The sequence below is a fragment of the Vibrio sp. 1-Bac 57 genome (assembly GCF_037546855.1).
In the GTDB taxonomy this organism is placed as follows: Bacteria; Pseudomonadota; Gammaproteobacteria; order Enterobacterales; family Psychromonadaceae; genus Psychromonas.
Genome location: NZ_JALAAC010000003.1, coordinates 200,489 through 223,139, shown reverse-complemented (window position 1 = coordinate 223,139; position 22,651 = coordinate 200,489). Strand labels below are relative to the sequence as shown.

General features: G+C 37.0%; 16 protein-coding genes. 7 read left to right on the top strand and 9 right to left on the bottom strand.

Annotation, left to right across the window (positions count from 1 at the left end; genetic code table 11):
- Window positions 1–25: 25 nt before the first annotated feature.
- The 4 genes from MT391_RS03505 to iolD all read left to right on the top strand — a co-directional run bounded on the left by MT391_RS03505 (window position 26) and on the right by iolD (window position 5,149).
- Entirely contained in the window at window positions 26–865 is an 840-nt protein-coding gene (locus MT391_RS03505; RefSeq protein WP_166368348.1) for a 5-deoxy-glucuronate isomerase, read from the top strand.
- A 13-nt stretch (window positions 866–878) separates the two neighbouring features.
- Window positions 879–1,706 carry a class II fructose-bisphosphate aldolase gene (locus MT391_RS03500; protein ID WP_166368346.1) on the top strand — a complete coding sequence of 276 codons (828 nt, stop codon included), beginning with the start codon at window positions 879–881 and terminating at the stop codon, window positions 1,704–1,706.
- 69 nt (window positions 1,707–1,775) lie between these two features.
- Window positions 1,776–2,597, top strand: coding sequence for a MurR/RpiR family transcriptional regulator (locus MT391_RS03495; protein WP_499439101.1), 822 nt, complete (start codon window positions 1,776–1,778; stop codon window positions 2,595–2,597).
- 614 nt (window positions 2,598–3,211) lie between these two features.
- Window positions 3,212–5,149 carry a 3D-(3,5/4)-trihydroxycyclohexane-1,2-dione acylhydrolase (decyclizing) gene (iolD, locus tag MT391_RS03490; RefSeq protein ID WP_499496931.1) on the top strand — a complete coding sequence of 646 codons (1,938 nt, stop codon included), beginning with the start codon at window positions 3,212–3,214 and terminating at the stop codon, window positions 5,147–5,149.
- Between the two features lie 129 nt (window positions 5,150–5,278).
- On the opposite strand, the gene MT391_RS03485 is transcribed toward iolD, so the two are convergent.
- Window positions 5,279–5,401 carry a hypothetical protein gene (locus MT391_RS03485; RefSeq protein ID WP_499496930.1) on the bottom strand — a complete coding sequence of 41 codons (123 nt, stop codon included), beginning with the start codon at window positions 5,399–5,401 and terminating at the stop codon, window positions 5,279–5,281.
- 127 nt (window positions 5,402–5,528) lie between these two features.
- Here MT391_RS03485 and malZ point away from each other — a divergent pair, with 127 nt between their 5' ends.
- Window positions 5,529–7,484, top strand: coding sequence for a maltodextrin glucosidase (malZ, locus tag MT391_RS03480; RefSeq protein ID WP_499496929.1), 1,956 nt, complete (start codon window positions 5,529–5,531; stop codon window positions 7,482–7,484).
- A gap of 181 nt (window positions 7,485–7,665) precedes the next feature.
- On the opposite strand, the gene MT391_RS03475 is transcribed toward malZ, so the two are convergent.
- The 3 genes from MT391_RS03475 to MT391_RS03465 all read right to left on the bottom strand — a co-directional run bounded on the left by MT391_RS03475 (window position 7,666) and on the right by MT391_RS03465 (window position 11,801).
- Window positions 7,666–9,357: a two-component system response regulator gene (locus MT391_RS03475; RefSeq protein WP_499496928.1), complete on the bottom strand. Its 1,692-nt coding sequence runs from the start codon at window positions 9,355–9,357 to the stop codon at window positions 7,666–7,668.
- Between the two features lie 58 nt (window positions 9,358–9,415).
- A complete protein-coding gene (locus tag MT391_RS03470) occupies window positions 9,416–9,838 on the bottom strand; it encodes a response regulator (protein ID WP_166368336.1) in 423 nt (140 codons plus the stop codon).
- Window positions 9,839–9,941: 103 nt separating this feature from the next.
- The gene (locus MT391_RS03465; protein WP_499439095.1) at window positions 9,942–11,801 is read right to left on the bottom strand and encodes a CHASE domain-containing protein; all 1,860 of its coding nucleotides are present in this window, start codon (window positions 11,799–11,801) and stop codon (window positions 9,942–9,944) included.
- Between the two features lie 655 nt (window positions 11,802–12,456).
- On the opposite strand from MT391_RS03465, the gene MT391_RS03460 reads away from it, so the two are divergent.
- Both MT391_RS03460 and MT391_RS03455 read left to right on the top strand, forming a co-directional pair.
- Window positions 12,457–12,885, top strand: coding sequence for a hypothetical protein (locus MT391_RS03460; RefSeq protein WP_499496927.1), 429 nt, complete (start codon window positions 12,457–12,459; stop codon window positions 12,883–12,885).
- Between the two features lie 408 nt (window positions 12,886–13,293).
- Window positions 13,294–16,401, top strand: a complete 3,108-nt coding sequence (locus MT391_RS03455) for a beta-galactosidase (RefSeq protein ID WP_499496926.1) — start codon at window positions 13,294–13,296, stop codon at window positions 16,399–16,401.
- A 73-nt stretch (window positions 16,402–16,474) separates the two neighbouring features.
- Here the strand turns inward: MT391_RS03455 and MT391_RS03450 are convergent, their stop codons facing one another.
- From MT391_RS03450 to MT391_RS03430, 5 genes are all read right to left on the bottom strand, one after another.
- Window positions 16,475–16,930: a hypothetical protein gene (locus MT391_RS03450; RefSeq protein WP_499496925.1), complete on the bottom strand. Its 456-nt coding sequence runs from the start codon at window positions 16,928–16,930 to the stop codon at window positions 16,475–16,477.
- 46 nt (window positions 16,931–16,976) lie between these two features.
- A complete protein-coding gene (gene mglC, locus MT391_RS03445) occupies window positions 16,977–17,987 on the bottom strand; it encodes a galactose/methyl galactoside ABC transporter permease MglC (protein WP_166368326.1) in 1,011 nt (336 codons plus the stop codon).
- Between the two features lie 12 nt (window positions 17,988–17,999).
- On the bottom strand, window positions 18,000–19,511 hold the full coding sequence (gene mglA, locus MT391_RS03440) for a galactose/methyl galactoside ABC transporter ATP-binding protein MglA (RefSeq protein ID WP_166368324.1): 1,512 nt from the start codon (window positions 19,509–19,511) through the stop codon (window positions 18,000–18,002).
- Window positions 19,512–19,574: 63 nt separating this feature from the next.
- The gene (mglB, locus tag MT391_RS03435) at window positions 19,575–20,552 is read right to left on the bottom strand and encodes a galactose/glucose ABC transporter substrate-binding protein MglB (protein ID WP_166368322.1); all 978 of its coding nucleotides are present in this window, start codon (window positions 20,550–20,552) and stop codon (window positions 19,575–19,577) included.
- 713 nt (window positions 20,553–21,265) lie between these two features.
- A complete protein-coding gene (locus MT391_RS03430; protein WP_499439089.1) occupies window positions 21,266–22,270 on the bottom strand; it encodes a substrate-binding domain-containing protein in 1,005 nt (334 codons plus the stop codon).
- Window positions 22,271–22,651 lie beyond the last annotated feature (381 nt).

The window sequence follows — 22,651 nt, the reverse complement described above, 5'->3', positions numbered from 1 at the left end:
ACTAAAACTAATTAGGAATATTAATATGGGAAAGCACATCGCACCTTTTGACAATAAGAACCAACCAATTATTGATGTAAATGATGATACGACACCTTTATGTTTTTTTAATCCAGTTAAGTTAAAAAAAGGTGAAACATTTACGCATCAAGTTGCCGGCTATGAAAGTGTTATCGTTTTAGGCGGAGGCACTTGTTCTATCGTTGTTGGTGATCAAACTTTCCCTAATATTGGTAAGCGTGCCAGCATTTGGGATGGAGATCCTGAATCTGTTTATGTGCCTGTTGGTATGGTTGCCGAAATCACTTGTGATAGTGATGAAGCGAATATCATGATTGCAGGTGGCCTTTACGATGAAGTCCTAGCGCCTTTTGCTGTTACTACCGTAGACAAAATTCAATACGGCTCTGACGATACTAAAACGCACCGTAAAATAAAGCATATTTTAGGGCAGGCAAATGCACCGAAGCGTGGCCGTTTATTAGTCAGTGAGTTATTTACTGTGGGTGCCGGCGGCTGGTCTGGTTTTCCTGCTCACAAACATGATTGTGACCGTGGCGAGTTAGAAACAAATTACGAAGAAGTTTATCAGTTCCAGTTTAACCCAGGACAAGGTTTTGGTGCGCAATTCCTTTATGAACATGAAGATGACTGTGGACCGGTTTATCACGTTAAATCAGGCAGTGTTATTGCTATCGATAAAGGCTATCACCCAAGTGTTGCTGCACCGGGTTATGAGATGTATTACTTCACTATTATTGTGGGTAAAACCTCTAAATCATTAGTGCAACATTTTGACCCTCATCATGAATATCAAGTACATACTATTCCTGGTATCAAAGACATGATTAATAAATTTAAATAAAAAGGATTTTTTTATGCTTGTTAATTTAAATGATGTTTTGCCTGATGCGGCGAATAGTGATTATGCAGTACCTTGCTTTAATATCTTTGGTTATGAAGATGCAAGGGCCATTGTAGATGCTGCTGAGGAAGTTAAAAAGCCGGTTATTTTGGCATGCAATAAAGATGTGATTGATTTTTATGGGCCTGTGATTGCAGCCACGATGTTTAATGAGTTAGCTAAAAATAGCTCACAAAAAGTAGTGTTGCATCTGGACCACACCTATGAAGAACATATCGTTTATCAAGCGATTAAGGCTGGCTTTAGCTCTGTGATGTTTGATGGTTCGCAACTTTCACTGGCAGATAATATTGCCCGCACCAAAAAAGTCGCTGAAGTAGCGCACGCATGTGGTGTAAGTGTTGAAGGTGAAATTGGATCTGTTCCTTATCAAGAAGGGCGCGACCATATCAAAACAATTGATACCAGTCCTTTAGAAGCGCAGCAATATGCAGAGCAAAGTGATTTGGACTGTATTGCGTTATCGATTGGTAACGTACATCGTTTAACGGAACCAACCAGTGTCATTGATTTTGAGTTGTTAAAGCAGGTTGAAGCATTAGTGACTAAACCTTTGGTTATTCACGGTACCAGTGGTATTCGCGATGAAGATATTTTAAAACTTAAAAAAACCAGAGTCTCAAAATTTAATATCGGCACTTCTTTACGACAAGCATTGGGGCATAATTTACGCGATTATATGAATGCTGAAGCTGAAAAATTTGATCGCCTGTATTTTATGAAGAAAGCCATGCCTCATGTCAGAGAAGAAGCGATTCGATGCTTTAAATTATTGTCTTAGACTGTGTTATTGGTTAACCTTTACTAACACCTAAGTAGTGACTTAGGTGTTTTTTTGAGAGTAAAAATAATGCCGAATAAAATTGAAGTTGCAACAACATTAGACACATTCAAAGATATCCTTGCCGACCGTTATGACAGCTTAAGTAATCGCCTTAAACAAGTGGCTGATTTTATTACTGAAGAACCGATGGTTGTCGCTTTTGAAACCATGTCAGTCATTTCAGTTAAAGCCGGTGTTCCTATCTCTACCTTAAGTCGCTTTGCTAATACTTTTGGCTTTGATGGCTTTAGTAAAATGCAATTACTGTTCAGTGATCAGTATTTTCATAAACCGCGAGATTACAAAGAACGTATTAAACGAGCAAAGCAAGAAGGCTCAATGCAAGTTGACTCTATCCAAGGCATATTTGAAAGTTTAGGTGATTCAAATATTAGAGCCATGGAAGATGTGTTGGTGGGGATTTCACCCTCTAAGTTAGAAGATGCAATCAAGTTACTTGCAAATGCGAGAACCATTTATGTGCAAGGTGCGCGACGAGCTTACCCCGTTGCTAGTTATCTTTCATATATGCTGATAAAAGAAGACTTAAACGTCGTCCTGTTAGATGGCCCCGGTGGTATGAGTTCGCCGATGCTAAAACAGATGAAAGACAGTGATGTATTGTTGATCACTACCTTTAAACCGCATGCGCAGGAATCTATTTCTGCTATTGAACGTGCAGATAAAGTTGGCGCTAAGATTGTTGCTATTACTGACCATCAAATGAGTGAGTATGGCCGAAAAGCAGATATTTGTTTTGAGATTGTTGAAAACGATGTGTTGGGTTTTCGCTCTTTAACCTGCGCGATGTTTATTGCTCAGACGCTAGCCGTAGGCTTAATGCTATAACCTATAACCTATAACCTATAACCTATAACCTATAACCTATAACCTATAACCTATAACCCTATAACAGATAACAGCTAGCAGAGTTGTCTAATAGGCACTTCAACCTTGATGTGGCTAAATAGCCGGTTATTTCTTATTTATCATTTATAAAATAACTCCTTTACTGTAAGGAGTTATTAGTACTCTTTTCGCCTCTTTTTATACATCCATTTATCCTTTCGCTTAAATAGAACCTATATTTCATTCGATCTCAATATTTTTAATTTTATCTATTGAAAAATATTTTCTATTTTTTGTTTTTGATATGTTTATTATAAGCAGTTATTGAGCTTTTCTTTATTCCCTATTTTCTGTTAATTGTATTGTAGTTATTTTTAGATAAGTGCTTAATATTATTGTTACTTTAAATATATTCATTTAAAACAGTATGTTGCATTGTTATTATTTTGTAGTTGTTAATATAACATGATGCGTTTAACACTTTTATATCAAACCACTATTAATCAACCCATTTCGTTAATATTATGCATTACGTTTGAAATTTATTTTCTATTTTGCATTTTTAATGTTTTGTATGGTTTGTAAAAAGCCTATTATTACCCTGGAGCAAATATATGAACACCTTTCGATTAACTACCGGACAAGCCTTAGTAAAGTTCTTAAATCAACAATATGTTGAGGTCGATGGCCAGCAAGAAAAATTTGTACATGGTGTGTTTACTATTTTTGGGCATGGCAATGTACTTGGGTTAGGCCAAGCTTTAGAGCAAGATCCTGGCGATTTAATCGTACATCAAGGTTGTAATGAACAGGGCATGGCACAAATAGCTGTAGGTTTTGCCAAACAACATAAAAGAAAGAAAATATATGCCGTTAGTGCCTCTGTAGGCCCTGGTAGTGCAAACATGATCACGGCAGCTGCTACGGCAACGGCTAATCGCATTCCTGTTTTACTGTTGCCTAGTGATGTATACGCTTCGCGCCAGCCTGATCCTGTTATTCAACAAATTGAACAGTTTCATGATTATTCAATCTCAACCAATGATGCGTTCCGTCCTGTTTCTAAATATTTCGACCGAGTTGTACGCCCTGAGCAATTAATGACCGCCATGATTAATGCTATGCGTGTGTTAACAGATCCTGCTGATACGGGTGCTGTGACTATCTCTCTCCCTCAAGATGTGCAAGGTGAAGCCTATGATTTCCCTGAATATTTCTTCAAAAAGCGTGTTCATCGTATTGAGCGTCGCCCTGCTTCAGAAGCCATGATTGAAGAAGCTGTAGAAGCATTTAAAGGCAAGAAAAAACCATTGTTAGTTTGTGGTGGTGGAGTACGTTATTCAGAAGCTCACGATGCATTTAAGGCCTTTGCTGAAAAATTTAATATTCCATTTGGTGAAACACAAGCAGGTAAAAGTGCGGTGCCTTTTGATCATCCATTAAACTGTGGCGGTATTGGTTCAACGGGCACTTATTCTGCCAATGTTTTAGCTAAAGATGCGGATATTATTATTGGTGTTGGTACGCGAATGACTGATTTCACTACGGCATCAAAATCACAATATCAACATCCAGATGTGAGCTTCATTAATATTAATGTAGCCAGTTTCGACGCTTATAAACTAGATGGCGTTCGTATTATTGCTGATGCTAAAGTGGCTTTAAATGCATTGTCTGACGCATTAGAGAAACAAGGTTACCAGTCTGAGTATACTGATCAGATTGTTAATGCTCGTAGTGCTTGGGCTACAGAACTTAACCGTCTTGATAATGTTAGTTATGACCAAGATAAATTTGAACCAGAAGTAGAAGGGCATTTAGATAATACAATTCTGGATGAGTATGCTGAAGTACTACAATCTAAATTATTGCAAACACGTGTATTAGGGCTTTTAAACCAAGAGCTATCCGATGATGCAATTATAGTAGGCGCAGCAGGATCATTGCCTTCTGATTTACAACGAGTCTGGCGACCTAAACAAAAAGATACTTACCATATGGAGTATGGTTACTCGTGTATGGGCTATGAAATTGCTGGTGCAATTGGCGCAAAAATAGCTTGTCCCGATCAACCTGTGTATGCGGTATTAGGTGATGGCTCTTACATGATGCTGCACTCTGAATTACAAACGGCGATTCAAGAGGGTATTAAAATCGATATCGTATTATTAGATAACATGAGTTTTGGTTGTATTAATAATTTACAAATGGACAACGGCATGGGCAGCTTTGGTACGGAAAATCGCTTTAGAGATGCCAAAACAGGTAAGTTAACGGGTAAGTCTGTGCCCGTTGATTTCGCTAAGAATGCCGAAAGCTACGGTTGCGTCACTTATACTGTACGTAACGATGAGGAGTTAATTGCAGCAATTGCTGATGCTAAAAAACAAACGGTTGCGACTTTAATCGATGTAAAAGTACTGCCTAAAAGTATGACTCATGGTTATGAATCTTGGTGGCGTTGTGGGATTGCAGAAGTAGCTGATAAACCTGAAATTAACCAAGCTGCTGATAAGATGAATGCGATGGTTAAAAAAGTCCGTCAATACTAAGCTTTTTGCTAGTTAGTGTTTAATTCTTGATGCTCATCAACAACAACTCTTTATAAATTATGTTGAACTTAAGGTACATACTTTAAGTTCAACATTGTCTTTTTAAGGACCGCTGTTTTAAAGCGATCATTATCTAAACCGATTATTACCATTATCATTACCATTACCATTATCATTACCATTATCATTACCATTACCATTACCATTACCATTACCATTACCATTACCATTACCATTACCATTATTATTCATTTCATTAATCCAATCACTTATCCGATATTTTATATAAACTAGTCAGATTCAGCCTAAAAACCTAGATTTAATAATAAATAATCTGAATACTGTTAATACTTAAGTGTTTACGTAAGGAGTTGTTATTTTGTCATCTAAGCCTTTTTTATTTCATGGACAAACTAAACAGTGGGTCACTCAACAGGACGATACACTCGTCATTCGCTTGTTGTGTCATGATCCTGAGCATTTAATTACTTCTCATTTTATTCGTTGTGAACCAGACAATGAAGATAGACTTATTGCCCTTGAGCTTATTCAAAATGACTTTCACCTAGGTGATGATGTTAATAGTGAGGGGTATGGTGAAGAGGATGGTAAGTTGGATGGTAAGTTGGATGGCAATACATATCGCCTTTACCAAGCTTCAATTCCTATCAGTACTCACATTGATAATACTTATTATGCGTTTAAGTGTTTAACCGAAAAAGGCCAAATTTGGTTGACTGCGGCGGGGCAATTTGAGCGTATTCCTGGGCGAGAAACTCACTTTAAATTTAATACTCAAGATAGACCTCCAGAATGGATCAAAGAGCAGGTTTTTTATCAGATTTTTCCAGATCGCTTTTGCCAAGGAAATGCTGACATTTCGGTGAAAACCGGTGAGTACCTGTATCGTGGAGGTGAAAATGCCATTATTGCTAAGCAATGGGGAGAGCCTGTTGCTAGTGCAGGGCATCAGTCCACGGGGGCGAGTGAATTTTATGGCGGTGACTTACAAGGTATTCAAAATAAGTTAGGTTATCTACAGGAGCTTGGTATCAGTGCTCTGTATTTAAATCCTATTTTTACTTCCCCTAGTAACCATAAATACGACACGACGGATTATCTTAATATTGACCCTCACTTTGGTGATAATGCTGATTTTGCAAAACTAAGCGATGATATTCATCGGCGTGGCATGAAAATAATGCTCGATGCTGTATTTAATCATACATCCTGTGAACATCCTTGGTTTGGTCGCTATCAACATTTTAAAGATAGTGCTTATCAGCACCCTGATTCTCCCTATCGCGACTATTATGTTTTTTTAGGTGAGCCGAATAGCAAAGAGGATTATTACTTTGCTTGGAAAGGGGTTGATAACCTACCAAAACTGAATTTTTTAAACGAACAAGTGCAAAATTATATTTATAAAGCAGAGTCATCGGTTGTAAAACACTGGTTAAAAGCACCTTATCATATAGATGGTTGGCGTTTTGATGTGATCCACATGCTAGGTGAAGGCACCAATGCTTATAATAATGCGCACTATGTCAGGGCGTTTAGGGAGTCTGCCAAAGCGGTTAATCCTGAGGCGTATATCGTGGGTGAGCATTTTTATGAGGCCACACAGTGGTTGCAAGGTGATCAAGAAGATGGCGCGATGAATTATTATGGTTTTGCTCATCCCGTCCGTGCTTTTTTTGCAGGTTTAGATATTACCTATCATAGGGTTGAGATAGATGCTCAAGCCTTTGATCACTGGTTAACTGAAAGTCGCGCTAAGATACCTTGGTTAAATCAATTAGCGCAACTCAATCAACTAGATAGCCATGATACATCTCGGTTTATTAATCAATTAAACGGGGATCTAAATAGGCTAAAGGCAGCCAGTATGATGTTGTTTAGTTATCCTGGAACACCTTGTTTGTATTATGGGACAGAAGTTGCTTTGCAAGGCGGAAATGACCCCGATAATCGCCGCTGTTTTCCTTGGGGCGACCTTGATAAAAATAGTGATATTTTTACTTTTTACCAACGTTTAATTAATCTAAGAAAAAGCAGAATAGAGCTTCAGCAGGGCTGTTATCATACGCTTTATGCGCAGGACAAAAGCTTTGTTTTTGGACGTTTTGAGCAAGGTAAAACAAGTATTTATGCAATTAATCTTGGACAAAAATCGGTGTCATTTACTTTCGAACGATTCGAGTTGATGACCAATGCTCAGTATTTTTCAGGATTTGATAATCACAGTGAAGATTGGCACCTCGAGGCACAACAACAATTGAGTTTCACCTTACCCGCAGAATGTGCTTTATTACTCGCTAGCGAAGAAGGATAAGTGGGAACAGAAAAGATAATAAAGATGATAAAGTAAATTACAATATAACGTTGATTTACTTTATCTTTTTACCTTTGTAATTTTAACTTCTCGTTTTACAACTCTTCATTTTACCTTATTTCATTACACTTTTTTATTGTTAGTAAATGACTAAAAAGTGTAATGATGCGGTTATTATTAGTTATAAATAAAGCCTTTCTAGTTCATGTGTCGGTAGCGGTTTATCAAAGTAATAACCTTGCATTTTATTAATGCCTAGTTTGATACACAGGTTAAGGTCTGCCTCTGTTTCAATGCCTTCGGCAATAATATTTAACTTTAAGGACTGGAGCATAACAACTAAGCCCGCTAAGAAGGGCTTGGTATTTTCTTCCGGAGAGGAGCTAGGCATTAGGCTTTTATCCACTTTTACGGTATTAATTGGAAAAGTGTGTAAATGTGAAATAGATGAGAATCCTGTACCAAAATCATCTAATGAAATTTTACAACCTAAGTCACTGATGCTTTGGATCATCTTCGTACTATTTTCCTGTTCAACTAATAAAGCCGTTTCGGTTAACTCAAATTCAATATTGCTAGCATCAACAGAATAAGTGCTTAAGGTAGATTTGATAAATTCAATTAACCCTTCATCGGTTAACTGTACTGAGGATAAGTTAATCGACATAGTGAATGCGGGATTAAGTGTTTTTTGCCAAATACTCAATTGCATAATGGCTTCTACTACCACCCAACGGCCAATCTCTATGATCAATCTAGATTTTTCAGCAATGGGAATGAATATATCTGGGCGCTGACTAACACCTTCAACATCAAATCGTATTAACGCTTCCACACCTGTTATTTTTGCCGTTAATGAGTCAATAACTGGTTGATAAAGTAAATAAAACCCTTTGTTTTCAAGCGTAGTGCGTAACTGCCTTTCAATTAAGAAATTTTCTAAAAATGCTTCCTGCATTTTGGCTTCAAAAAAACAGAACTGGCTACGACCATCACTTTTAGAACGATACATCGCAATATCTGCAAATTTAAATAGCTCTTTTACCTCACCGCTGTCACCAGGGCAAAGTGCAATGCCAATACTTGCACCGGAAGTGATCACATGAGAGCCTATTTCGAAAGGCTGCTGTAATGCTTCTATAATTCGTTTTGCTACAGTACTAGCTCCATACACTGACTCTAAATTAGTTAATGTAATAGCAAACTCATCGCCACCTAAACGTGCAAATAACTCACTCCCGCGCAAGCAAGCAGTGATCCGCTTAGTTACTGAAATTAATAATTGGTCACCTACATCATGCCCATAATTATCATTAACATATTTGAAATGATCTAAATCGATTAATAAAAGCGCGAGTGTACTTTTATCTCTTTGTTGTTTTTTTATTTCATGACTTAATGATTCGTCAAAATAGTAACGATTAGCTAAGCCGGTTAGATTGTCGCGTTCTGCAAGCTCTTTTGTGCGTTGATGGCTTAGTAATAGCTCTTTTTCTAGTGAAGCGCGTACTTGTGCATTAGCAATGGCTCTTTGCAGCCTAAAGGCATCGATCTCTGTTTTAACTAAGAAGTCCTGTGCACCGGCATTAATGCTATTAACGGCTAAGTCATCCTCTCTGGATGTACTGGTCATGATCACTACCGCTTTTTGTTTCGCCGGCATATCTTTTAATTCAATTAATAGCTCGATTCCCTTACGTTGCGGTAAGTTGTAATCTAGTAATACGACATCAAATGCAGTGTGAGCTAATATTTCAAGCGCTTGATCGACCATTTCAACTTGGGTGATATTACATAGAATATCGCTGCGCTTTAATGCTCTTATGATCATCTCTCTATCGATCATATCGTCATCAACAATGAGTATGTTCATTTTGCTACCATATCCTTAAATCCTATCTTTGAAGTAATGACGATTTTAATTTTAGATTTTATTCTTCGGTTAAATGAACAATTTCAAAATAATTTTCTAGCATGCTTACTAAGCCAGAGAATCTATCTCCGGTCTGGCCTTTTACAAAGTATCCTGCAATATGCTCGCCATAACTGGATATGATGTCTGACTTTGCTTTTGAGGTGGTCAAAACAAAAACCACTAAATTCGATAATTTTGGATCAGCACGTAATGTTTTTAAAAATTCAATGCCGCCCATTCTTGGCATTTGTAAGTCTAGGATAATCACCAATGGTGGAGCGACTTCGCCTTTTTTTAATAATGTTAACGCTTCGAGGCCATCGTAAACCCTTACTATCGGATTAGTAATATTTTGTTTTTTGAAACTACGTTGAATGGTCATCGCGTCGATGTCGTCATCTTCAACTAGTAACAACGTTATTTCATTTGTATTTTCCAATATTATTTAACCTTTTTAATGGATATTTTTATTTTCTAAGCGCTTTTATTTTGTCACAAATATTGGCAATGCTGTCAATTTTTTGTCATTGTTTGGGCTTGTTCTATGTTTCTTCATTCAACGGCCATAAAATATTTATGGTGGTACCGCGCTTTCCATCAGACACAATATTCATCCTGCCACGGTAATGTTCAACAATACGTTTAATCATAGCAAGCCCCATGCCACTTCCTTCTACTTTATCTCGAGACTGTAAAGTTTGAAACATCTCCATGGCTTTATTATGAAACTCTTCAGGGATGCCTGGGCCATCATCGTATAACGATATTTCATGGAAGTTATCTTTTTCAGTATAAGAAAGGATGATCTGACCAGTTGCTTTGTCGTGATGTTTTATCGAGTTAGAAATTAAGTTTCTTAATACTATTTCAAAGGGGGCCTGTGGAATATTGATATCAATATTTGGTGCAATACAAGTAAAGTTATCGTTGGTTTCCAGCAATGATAATATGTCTTGTGCTTTTTCAGCTAAATTGACCTTATTATTGGTAATGGTAGCTAGATTCAGACGAGAATAAGTTAATAGATCATCGAGCAGTTTAAGCATACGTTTACTGCGCTGACGTAATAAAACTAAATGTTTTTTAGAGTCATCGGGCAGTAGCTCTTCACAATCTTCTTCTATCCAGCTTGCTAATTGCTCGATGGCATTGAGAGGAGATTTAAGGTCGTGTGAGGCAACATAGGAAAACTGCTCTAAGTCACTATTAGATTTTTCTAAATCCTTATTTGATTTTTCCAAGTCTGCGATAGATTGTGCTAAATCCCCATTCGATTTTTCTAAATGTTTGGTTTGATCTTTTAACTCTGCTGTCATTTGATCCGCATATTTTAATGCTTGTCTGTTAGCCTTGGTTAAAAACAAAAATAACATCAGTAGTAAGGCATCAATGACTAAGCCGCCCACTAGAATGACTGAAGACTGATTTAAGCTTGTGTCTTGTCTAAAGCTAATATTTGACTGGATTAAAAATGTCCAAGTACGACCGTATAAGGATGTATCGATTTTATTAGAAAAAAGTGGATCAGGATCTGCTTCTGCGGTGTTGCCATTAGAATGATCATCAAATAATAGGTTTTCTCCATCCCATATCTGAATACTCACATGGCGGTTTTTTTCAGCCAGTGTTCCTTTCATTAGTTTTTCCATAATAAAAGGAGCATAGGTGACACCTGCAATCAATTCTCGGCGTTGCTTTATATTGTCAGGTTTAAGCCCATTTTGGTAAAATGGCGTATAAAAAAGGAAACCTGGTGTTTGCCTATCATCTTGCACTAGAGTGATCGGTGCTGTTAGTAATGCCTTTCCAGAATCTCTTGCTTTTTTTATTGATGAGTAACGATTATCTTCAAAGGCAACATCAAGTCCAACCGCTTGTTTGTTTGTCTCAACCGGCTCAACATAGGTGATCGGCCAATACTCAGGATTATCATGAGTTGGGTGTACTTTATAGTCTGGTCTTTGCATGCGTTGTGCTTGTAAGTACTCATCGAAATGTTTAGGTTGTACATTGTAAATAATACCAAAACCATTGATGCCAGGATAATTAGTATCTATTTTCAAGCTGTTTGAATAGGCAGACCATTGTTGATGAGTGATACTTGAATGCGCCACATCACTTGGATTAATAACATTATCTGAATTCACAGCGTCGATATAAGCAACACCGCCCCATAATACATTCTCATAAAGTGTCATTCGCTCTTTTACTGAATTAACGACTTTCTCTGCTTCACGTTTAAATTGAATCTCAAGTTTTTGTGCTTGTTGAAACTGCGAATAATACCAGGCACTAAAAGTTAGTATCACCGAAAGTAATACAATCAACCAATGTACCGCATGCATTTTACCTGCGCGAAGGAGCTTTTTTCTTTTTTCGCTTTTTTCTAATGCATGGTCCATTAATCGTCTCCAGAGGGATTTTATTGATAGCGATAAATTTAAATTAAGTTGTTTAGTAGGTAATACTTATTTCATGAGATGAAATAAAAGAAAATATTGTTGCTGGTTTATTGCTTAAAAAAAATTATTTAATTATTGAAATTGCGACTATTTACAATTTTATTGTAAGCATGGCACGCTGTATTTTTTATATTTAATTTAATTACTTTTATTGATAGTAGATTAAAAGCTTTAAAGTTCAGCAGCCTTTTAGTACCTAACCTTATGAGCTTGAATGTTAGTTTAATAGTGCGATTATAACCACCTATAATGAGTTGTTAAACACTGTTTTTTTGATTAATAGTTGTTTAAATTTATTTTTTTGTGGTTTAGAAGTGTTTTTAATTAAAACTTGTATGTTGGGGCAAGTATATCTAAATGATATGTAAGTGGATAAATACAGTAATCTAAATACAGTAACTTAAATACATAAACCTAGGGATTGTTGATGGAATGGTTAACTTGTCGAAATGGTTGTAAGTTATGAATATTATTACTTATTTTTTTAAAGCGTTTGCTAACAAAATTTAAAGCATCTTGTGGTATCTATACCTTAACAAGATAAGCTCACACTTTATTAATCGAGTATCAATCAGTTTATTTTAGGAAGTCAGTTTTGGAAAAAGAAAATATTCAAAAAAATGCCGTTTTTAATCATGTAATGACCCTCTGTGCATGGATAGCTTTTTTTCTTATCTTGTTGGTGCTAGTAAAAGGTGATGAAATCTTGCAATCAGTGGCGATTATTTATCCTGACTTTGCATTACCTGCCTTTTTTATTCCTTGGTTTTTATTAGTCATTACTAGCGTACAAAAGTTACGAGAAAGCCTGTCAAAAGCGCCGCTGCAAAGTTGGATTTTAAAAACGACAGTCCCTATTTTTATATTTGTATTACCTTTTTTTAGTACCTGGCTAACAAGCTCGCTTGCAAGTAATCATGAGACTATTGGCTTTGAAGGGTATTGTGTTTATTTGGCTATCTTGGTTTTGTTTATGGTGCATTTTTTACCTATTTTTAATGCCAAACAGACATTGGAAAAATAGATGATAGGATGACCCTGACGACGTGCGTTGCAATTTTTGTAGTCACGTTCGTCTCCATTTACGTCCTCATTTATGCCTCCATTTTCACTATTTTTAGCATCTTATCTCTACCTTGAATTCAAGTGCTAAGTGTAACCTTCACTATATAATCATAAGCTAGATCTAATAATTGAAATTAACCCTTAGATGAAAAATTGTAATCGTTTACACTTTTATTTTGCAGTGTACAATTTAAGAATTATATTGCTGTTTAGCTGCTCCCTTTGATGTTTATTATGTATTGTTTGTGTCGATTATATTGATTATCAGCTGTACATGTTACGCAGAAAAGTAAGTGATTTTAATCAGCAAGATAGATCCAGCAATTATTATCATTGAGCAAATGAGCCTATTTGAGAGAGGAATAAAATGAGAGCATTTTCGGAAATAATCAAAGCACGTGATTGGGAAAACCAGCATGTAACTGCACAAAATGTAATGCCTGCCCATGCACCTCTTCATGCATTTCACTCTTCAGAAGCGGCTCGTCACAAACAAGATTCTGAATTTCAGCATTTATTAAACGGACAATGGGCATTTCAATTATTCTCTAAGCCAGAATTAGTGCCAAGTGATTGTATTGATGTTGCCTTTGATGATAGTCATTGGCCTGAAATTACGGTACCTAGTAATTGGCAATTACAAGGGTACGATAAACCCATTTATACCAATCTTAAATATCCCTTTGAAGATAAACCTCCTTTTGTGCCTGCAGATAATCCAACCGGAGTTTACCGTGTGAATTTTGAACTACCTAAAGCATGGGTAGGGCGCCAGCAACGTATCAATTTTGATGGTGTAAACTCGGCTTTTCATCTTTGGTGTAATGGTATTTGGGTGGGTTACTCACAGGATAGTCGTTTAGCCAGTGAGTTCGACCTTTCGGAACATTTACGTGAAGGTAATAATCAATTAACGGTAATGGTGTTGCGCTGGTCTGACGGTTCTTACTTAGAAGACCAAGATATGTGGTGGTTAAGCGGTATTTTTCGTGATGTGTGTTTGCTCAGTAAACCCGTTGTAGCAATACAAGATGTGACTATCACAACCGATTTAGATGCATGTTTTAATCATGGCACACTACATGTATCAACCCAGTTAAGCAGCTTCAAAAATACACAAACTGCAAACTGTTATGTGCAAACTCAGCTTTTTGATGCTGACTTAAATGCAGTTACTGAGCCTATTGTAGCTAACTTTGGCGAACGGATAATCGATGAAAAAGGAGGCTTTAACAACCTCGCTGAACATCATATCAATGTTCCGTGCCCGCACAAATGGAGTGCTGAATCCCCATACTTATATCGTGTGGTTGTTTGTTTGCTTAGTGAGGATGGTGAAGTCCTTGACTCTGAAGCTTATCAAGTGGGCTTCAGAGTGATTGAAATCGAGCAAGGACAACTTAAATTAAATGGTAAAGCGTTGTTAATACGCGGGGTTAATCGTCATGAGCATCACCCTGAAAAAGGCCACGCTGTTTCTTACCAAGATATGTTGCTCGATATTAAGTTATTAAAACAAAATAATTTTAATGCGGTGCGCACCGCTCATTACCCTAATCACCCTATGTGGTATGAACTCTGTGACCAGTATGGTTTATATGTAGTAGATGAGGCCAATATTGAAACGCATGGTCAGTTTCCTATGTCGCGTTTGTCTAACGATTTGAGTTGGTTGAATGCTTATATGCGTCGCATGACACGTATGGTTGAAAGAGATAAAAATCATCCCTCTATTATCATTTGGTCATTAGGTAATGAGTCTGGTATTGGTCATAACCATCATGCTATGTATCAGTGGACTAAACTGAAAGATCCAACGCGTCCTGTGCAATATGAAGGTGGTGGAGCAAATACTGCGGCTACGGATATTATTGTGCCCATGTATGCACGAGTAGATGAAGATGTATTGCTGCCTAATGCAGCACAGGTAGTGCCTAAACATAGCATTAAAAAATGGTTATCACTGTCTAATGAACAACGCCCGTTGATCCTTTGTGAATATGCCCACGCGATGGGTAATAGCTTAGGTAGTTTCGATAAATATTGGCAGGCATTTCGAGAATATCCACGTTTACAGGGCGGATTCATCTGGGATTGGGTGGACCAAGGTATAACCAAAACAGATCCAAATGGTGTCGACTTCTGGGCCTATGGCGGTGATTTTGGTGATCAAATTAATGATCGACAATTTTGTATTAATGGATTGATGTTTCCCGATAGAACACCTCACCCTGGTTTACTTGATGTTAAGAAAGCGCAACAGTTTTATCAATTTGAGTTAATAAATGGTGAAAACATCAGTATTAAGGTGAACAGCGAAAACCTTTTTATTGATACTAATAATGAAACCATACACTGGACGATCACTGAAGACGGAGAAGTGATTGCTAGTGGCGATGTACCTCTTCAAGTAAGGGCTGAAAGTGAGCAAGTACTTACTTTGCTTGATGTTTATCCGCCGCAACGAGCTGGCAGTGATTATTTTCTTAATATTGAGGTGTTGTTAAGTGATGATACCGCCTGGGCTGAAAAAGGTTTTGTGGTTGCCACTGAACAGATGCCATTAAAAGCGGCTCTAGGATTAGCAGATATTGCTATCGAAAAAGGAAAAGCGCCTGAATTAGTTGAAACAGACCAAACGATTACGATTAACGGCATTGGATTTCAGGTTGAAATAGATAAACAACAGGGTTTGATTAGCAAATGGGTCGTTGATGGTGTTAATAAGCTATTACATGGGCCGACGGATAATTTTTACCGAGCACCATTAGACAATGATATCGGTACTAGCGAAGCCAACTGTGTTGATCCTAATGCTTGGACTACCCGCTGGCAGAATGCAGGTTTAGCAAATTTGTCTGTGCAGTGTATAGCAATAGAAGCGGTTACATTTATACATGAGGTTATTGTGAAGGTGCAATTTGGTTATTATTTTAATGATAACCTGTTGATCACTAGCCAGTGGCAATATGCCTTCAATAATCAAGGTCGCGCGTTAATTAATGTCAATGTACAAGCCGCTAAATCATTGCCTCCTCTGCCGCGAGTCGGGATGCAATTAGTTGTTGAAGATATCAATGAAGAAGTTAAATGGTTTGGTCGAGGCCCACTGGAAAATTATCCGGATCGTATTTTATCTGCGCACATTGGTCGTTATGCAAGTTCAATTGAAGCGATGCATACAGGGTATATATTCCCGTCTGAAAATGGTTTGCGTTGCGACGTTAAAGAAGCTTCAATTGGTAATTTACTGATTGCTGGTGATTTTCACTTTAGTGTTAGTCGTCATAGCCAAGCAAATTTAGCGGCGGCTAAGCATACAAATGAACTGGTGGCTGAACAGAAACTTTATGTGTGTTTAGATGGTTTTCATATGGGCGTTGGTGGCGACGATTCTTGGAGTCCAAGTGTGCATAAGGAGTTTCTACTAGATAAAGCACATTACCATTATCAACTATCACTGTGCTTTAATTAGCATTAGTTTTTAATAGTTTAAAAATGAAACCAAACGTTATCATTTCCGCTTGGTTTCATCAGATCTAGGCTATTTATTTTACTTTAAAATGCTCAACTACTTTCACTAATTGTGTTTTGTTATTTTTAATTTCATTGCTGTTGTTGAGCGTTTCTGCATCATTTTTCGCAAGCCCTATAACCCTACTTTGAATCATAGTCATATTGTGTGATATTTCATTGCTGATGACACTTTGTTGCTCAACTGCGGCTGCTATTTGCATATTAAGCGCGTTTATTTCCACAATTGTTGTCATTGAATCTAATGACGTCGTGCTTTCTTGTGTGGCCTTAGCGGAAGCCTGACAACCCGCTTTGGTGCTTTTTACTGCATTCACCGCCGAAGAGGTGGCTGCCTGTAATTTTACTCGTTGGCATTGGGGTAAAAGGTGAAAATGGTGAAGTTGGAGAGGATAAGAATAAAAATTAAGACTGAAAAATTTTACCTTTAAAAGATATGTAACGATTTCTTTTAAAATAGCTAAGGGCAAAGGTATTTCCTTTGCCCTTATAAGGTCAATAGACCCAAGCTAATTTTTATTTTTGGTTAGCATATTTCATTGAATCTAAGGCAACCGCAAAGATGATGATGCTACCTTTGATAATGTATTGCCAATATGGACTAACACCAATATAGGTCATACCGTAGTTGATAATGGTAAAGATAAGTACACCAGTAACCACACCAAGTACGCGACCAACACCACCTGCAAATGAAACCCCACCTACAACACAGGCGGCAATTGCATCAAGCTCATACATAAAGCCTAAGTTATTAGTTGCACTACCGATACGACCGGCTTCTAACATGCCCCCAAAAGCATAAAAGATACCTGATAATGCGTAGATTTTAAGTAATGTAACAGGCACATTTACGCCCGATACTTTAGCAGCTTCTGGATTACCACCAATGGCAAAGATATTTTTACCAAAAACAGTTTTATTCCAAATTATCCAGACAATGAAAATAGCGATAGCGGCATAGAAGGTTAAATAGGAGAGTTTAAAGTCACCTAAGCGAATGAAGCCCTGCGCAAAGTTAGAAAAACGATCGTCAAAACCTGCAATCGGTGATGCACCTACCGTATCAAAGTATAAAGAGTTAACACCATAAACGATGATCATAGTGCCTAAGGTTGCGATAAAGGGAGTTACCTTTAAATAGGCGACAATAATACCATTGATAAGTCCAATTAACGCGCCCACCGCACAAACTGCAATAATTACGGCAACAATTGGAATATCACCTAGGTCTGGAAATACTTTATTAACATTGTCCGCAGCCTGTAATAAAGTGGCCGATAATACTGCCGCTAAACCCACTTGGCGACCCGCTGATAAATCGGTGCCCTGGGTGACGATTAAGCCTGCTACACCTAATGCAATAATAATACGTACAGAAGATTGAGTTAAAATATTACTTAAATTTCGTAAACTTAAAAATGAGGGTTCTTGAATAACAATAATTGCTAACAAAATAAATAAAACCGCGTAGATACCACCTTCTTTGAGGTATCGCATCCCGCCGAGTTTCTTCAGTGTGTCCATGGTTAAATCCTTTTATAAATAGAGTGCTGCGAGCGCTAAAATTTCACTTTGAGTGGTTTCTTTGGTATTCACAATGCCAGCAACGCGGCCATTACTCATTACCAATATTCTGTCTGTGATACCTAACAGTTCAGGCATTTCAGATGAAATAATCATGATGCCTTTGTCTTTATTGGCGAGGCTGAGTATCAACTGGTAAATTTCAAACTTTGCGCCTACATCAATCCCACGTGTAGGTTCATCAAGCATTAAAATTTCAGGGTTAGTTAATAGCCATCGACCAATGATTACTTTCTGTTGATTACCACCAGAAAGAGATCCAATATTAGTTTCATGCGTTGGTGTTTTAACGCTCATTGAATCAATTACCCACTGTGTATCGCTTTTCATTTTTTTGTTGCTGAGCAAACCACTTTTCGTTTTATATTGCTCGACATTCGCGACCAAAGCGTTAAATGTTATGTCTAAATTGCTATAAATTCCGGTTGCTCGGCGCTCTTCTGTTACTAGTGCAAAGCCATTATTAATTGCAGCATGCGCATCTTTATTAGCAACGGATTTACCATGTAAAATGATTTCGCCTGAGCTACGTTCGCGGATACCAAATAAGGTTTCTACTATATCTGTTCGTTTTGCACCCACTAATCCAGCAACGCCTAATATTTCACCTTTATGTAGATTAAAATTGACATGATTAATGGAAGGTTGGTTGGTGGCAGTGAGATCTTTTACTTCTAAAATAACTTCTTTAACCACGTTGGTTTTTTCTGGGAATCGATGTGTTAAGTCACGGCCAACCATTTTATTAATGATCTGATCCATATCTAGGCCCGCTAAAGGACGAGTTTCAATCCAGACACCATCTCGTAAAATGGTTATTTCATCGCATATTTCAAAGATTTCTTCCATCTTGTGTGAAATATAAACAATGCCGCATCCTCTATCTTTTAACTTATTAATTATTTTGAATAAATGTCTGACTTCTTTTTCGCTGAGCGAAGAAGTTGGCTCATCCATGATCACTATTTTAGCGTCATATGAAAAGGCTTTGGCAATTTCTAACATTTGCATTTGAGAAACAGATAATGTCGCGACTTTAACTTTTGGATCGATATCAATATCTAATTCTTCAAAGATTTTCTTGGTGTCGGTGTACATTTTATTATGATCAACGAAGAAACCTTTTAATGGGTATCGACCTAACCAGATATTATCCATTACCGAACGTTGTAATACTTGATTTAGCTCTTGATGAACCATGGATACGCCGGATTCTAGCGCTTGTTTTGATGATTCAAAGTTAATTTCTTTTCCAAGAAAAACAATTTTTCCTTCATTTTTCTCATAAATGCCAAAGAGACATTTTAATAAAGTCGATTTACCCGCTCCATTCTCACCCATTAGTGCATGAATAGAGTGCGGACGAACTTTTAAATTCACTTTATCGAGTGCTTTCACACCGGGGAATTGTTTGCTGATCCCTGTCATTTCTAAGAGGAATTCATTTTCTATATTTGTGGTCATAATAGTGCTTCCCGTAGGATTAAATGGTGGAAAAGTTAACTTTTCCACCACAGTCAACAAAGGTTATTTCATTGTACTTTTATCAACACCCACATAAGGTACTCGAACTACTTTATTCACTAAATTCCATTCCGTGCCTTCTGCTGCTGGTTTGCCTTCAGCTAAGTTACGTGTTAATTCGTAAGTTGCTTTTGCTTGGTTAGGTGCATCATTTAGTACTGTACCTGCCATTTGGCCAGACTTAACCATTGCTAGCGCTTCATTTAATGCATCCACACCAAACACAGGTAAATCAGCTTTACCATTTGCTTTTAGTGACTCAACGGCTCCCATTGCCATGCCATCATTATTAGCGATAACGACTTCTATGTTGTTTCCATTTGGACCAGAAACCCATGCATCCATTTTGTCTTTTGCCATTGCGGTATCCCACATCGCGGTATCAAGATGTAGTTGCTCTGTTTTGTAACCTTTATCATTTAAAGTGCTTACTACATATTCAGAACGGGCTTCTGCATCTGGGTGTCCTGGTTCACCTTTTAATAATACAAACTGGATAACGCCATCACCGTTACGATCCCATTGTGGGTGTTCAGCCCATTGTTTCGCGATTAATTCACCTTGAATGATGCCAGCATCTTTAGAAACGGTACCAACAAAGTAGGCTTTATCGTAAGAGGCTAGATCTTTAGCTGAAGGTTCTTTGTTATAAAATACAATCGGTACGTTATCTTCTTTCGCTTTTCTGATAATCACTGGTGCAGCTGCTGGGTCAACTAAGTTAACAGCAAGTGCTTTGACACCACGTGAAAGTAAAATATCAATTTGGTCGTTTTGCATAGATTGGCTATTTTGAGAATCATTCATTAATAATTCAATATCAGCATCTTTCTCTGCTTCTTTTTCAATTGCTTGGCGTACAACAGACATGAAGTTGTCATCGTATTTGTAGACAGTAAAACCTAATTTTGTATCCGCCATCGCTGCATGACCAAAAGTCATTGAAGCACATAGAGTTGCTAACATAGTTAATTTTTTCATGATAAATCCTTTCTCAATTATTAATATTAATTACCTAAGACCTAAAAATGGTAAGAGTATTTCGAACACTCTTTAACCATTGAAGCGAGTCTAGATTAATAAATGTAAAGTAAATGTGACCATCTCTGCAAAACCATGTAAGCGTTTACATTGTTTCCTTTTTTGGGAGCTAATGAGGATTGTTACGCTTTATTACAAAGCGTTTTTGCTAAAATATTTGTATTTAGATATTTTAAAAATAGAATAGAGAGGTGAAACTAAATTGAAAAAATCAGTTTGTTTTTTTGATTTTATTTATTCTGTAAATTTTGTTTTTGTTTTTAAGTTAATGATTATTAAATATTAGTTTTTTATTTTTGATGATCTTAAATAAGGGGAAAGTTTATTTTTTATTTGAAAAAAGGCTGGTTGAGTTTGTTAGCTATAGGATTGTTTTAAGTAAAAACAAATTATAGGCCTCTATTTTTATGTATTTTACTAGTGGGCTGGATCACTTTTTAACAAAACAATAAAAAGCAAATTAAAACATTTCTAGATTCGCATAATAATATCTATTTTTATTGATTGTTAATAAATTGTTGACGGGTTATTAGTTTGTCGAATTTGATAATAAAAACATAAGAGTGAAGTTGAAAATAGTCCGTTAGGGGACTGGTTAAAATGTTTTTTAATTAAGTTGCCAGTACCTGAAAGAGTTTTTATCCTGAATTAAGCTAAGCCTTGATCTTTGTTACTGAGTTTCTGATCACGAGAGAGGGGGTAAAATGAAGGTGCTCAGGTTCAATATTGAGGCCATTGGCTAGTTTTAGTGCCAATAGTGCCGCTTTTTCTGCCATTAGTGCGATAGGGTAATGCACTGTCGTTAATGCTGGGTACAGGTAGTGAGCAAGTAAACCATCATCAAAGCCAATAATAGACAGTGCTTCCGGAATTGCGATTCCTTTGTCATGAATCACTGCTAGTGCACCCGCCGCCATGTAATCGTTATAGGCAACAATGGCCGTTATATTAATGGGCAATGTTAATAAATTTTTTGTCGCAGCCATGCCGCCATCGGCATCGGGATCGTTATAAGCGATATAATCATTTGATAAGCTAATACCGTTATCTTTCAAAGCCGCTAAATAACCTTTTTTTCTGTCTTTAGCATCTTCAATAGTATGGTTCGATGCAATACAAGCAATTTGTTTATGACCCTGTTGAATCAAGTAATCGGTGGCGAGGTAAGCACCGGTATAGTTATCAAGTGAGATACATCGGTCAGCGATTGCTTCGATATAACGGTTGATCACAACTAATCCCTTTATCTCTTGTGCATAGTCGATTAACTCTTGATCTGATAACCTTTTAGAATGAATAATTAAAGCGTCACAGCGATTTTTAATTAATAACTCTATCGCATCACGCTCTTTTTCTGGGTGGTGATAGCCATTTCCAATAAGTGTATGTTTACCATGCTCATGGGCGATTTTATCGACTGTTTTGATCAGTAAACCAAAAAAGGGATCAGAAACATCGCCCACTAACACACCTATGGTATTAGTCTTTTGACTCACTAAAGCTCTTGCGGATTCATTCGGGCGGTAGCCTAGTTTCTGCATTGCTTGAGTCACGGCTTCAATGGCAGATTTACTGGTCTTAGAGGATTTGTTTACAACTCGAGATACGGTGGCAATTGATACGCCGGCTTCCTTAGCTACGTCTTTTATTGTAGACATTACTTACCTTATAAAAATAAATATTAAATGGTTTTAACCCATTCTTATGTGATTTTAGTTATGTAGTTTTAGCGATGTAATTTTAACTATATGATTTTACTTATGTAGCTTTGGCTATGTAACTTTAAACTCAGCGTGCTCTTATTCGTCAACATAACCATGATAAGTCATATATACACTGAAATTATATTTAATGTTGAAAATAATAGCGTTTTATCAGTCTATTAACCCTATATTGGCGTGTGATAGTTCACTTTTATTAACCACATCGCAAACTTATCAATTGACGACTCATAAGGTGCTAATGCTTTAAAGATTGGATGTTGAAGATGTTATTGTTTATTTCATTTAATCATTTTTAATCGAAGCTTGAATTTAAGG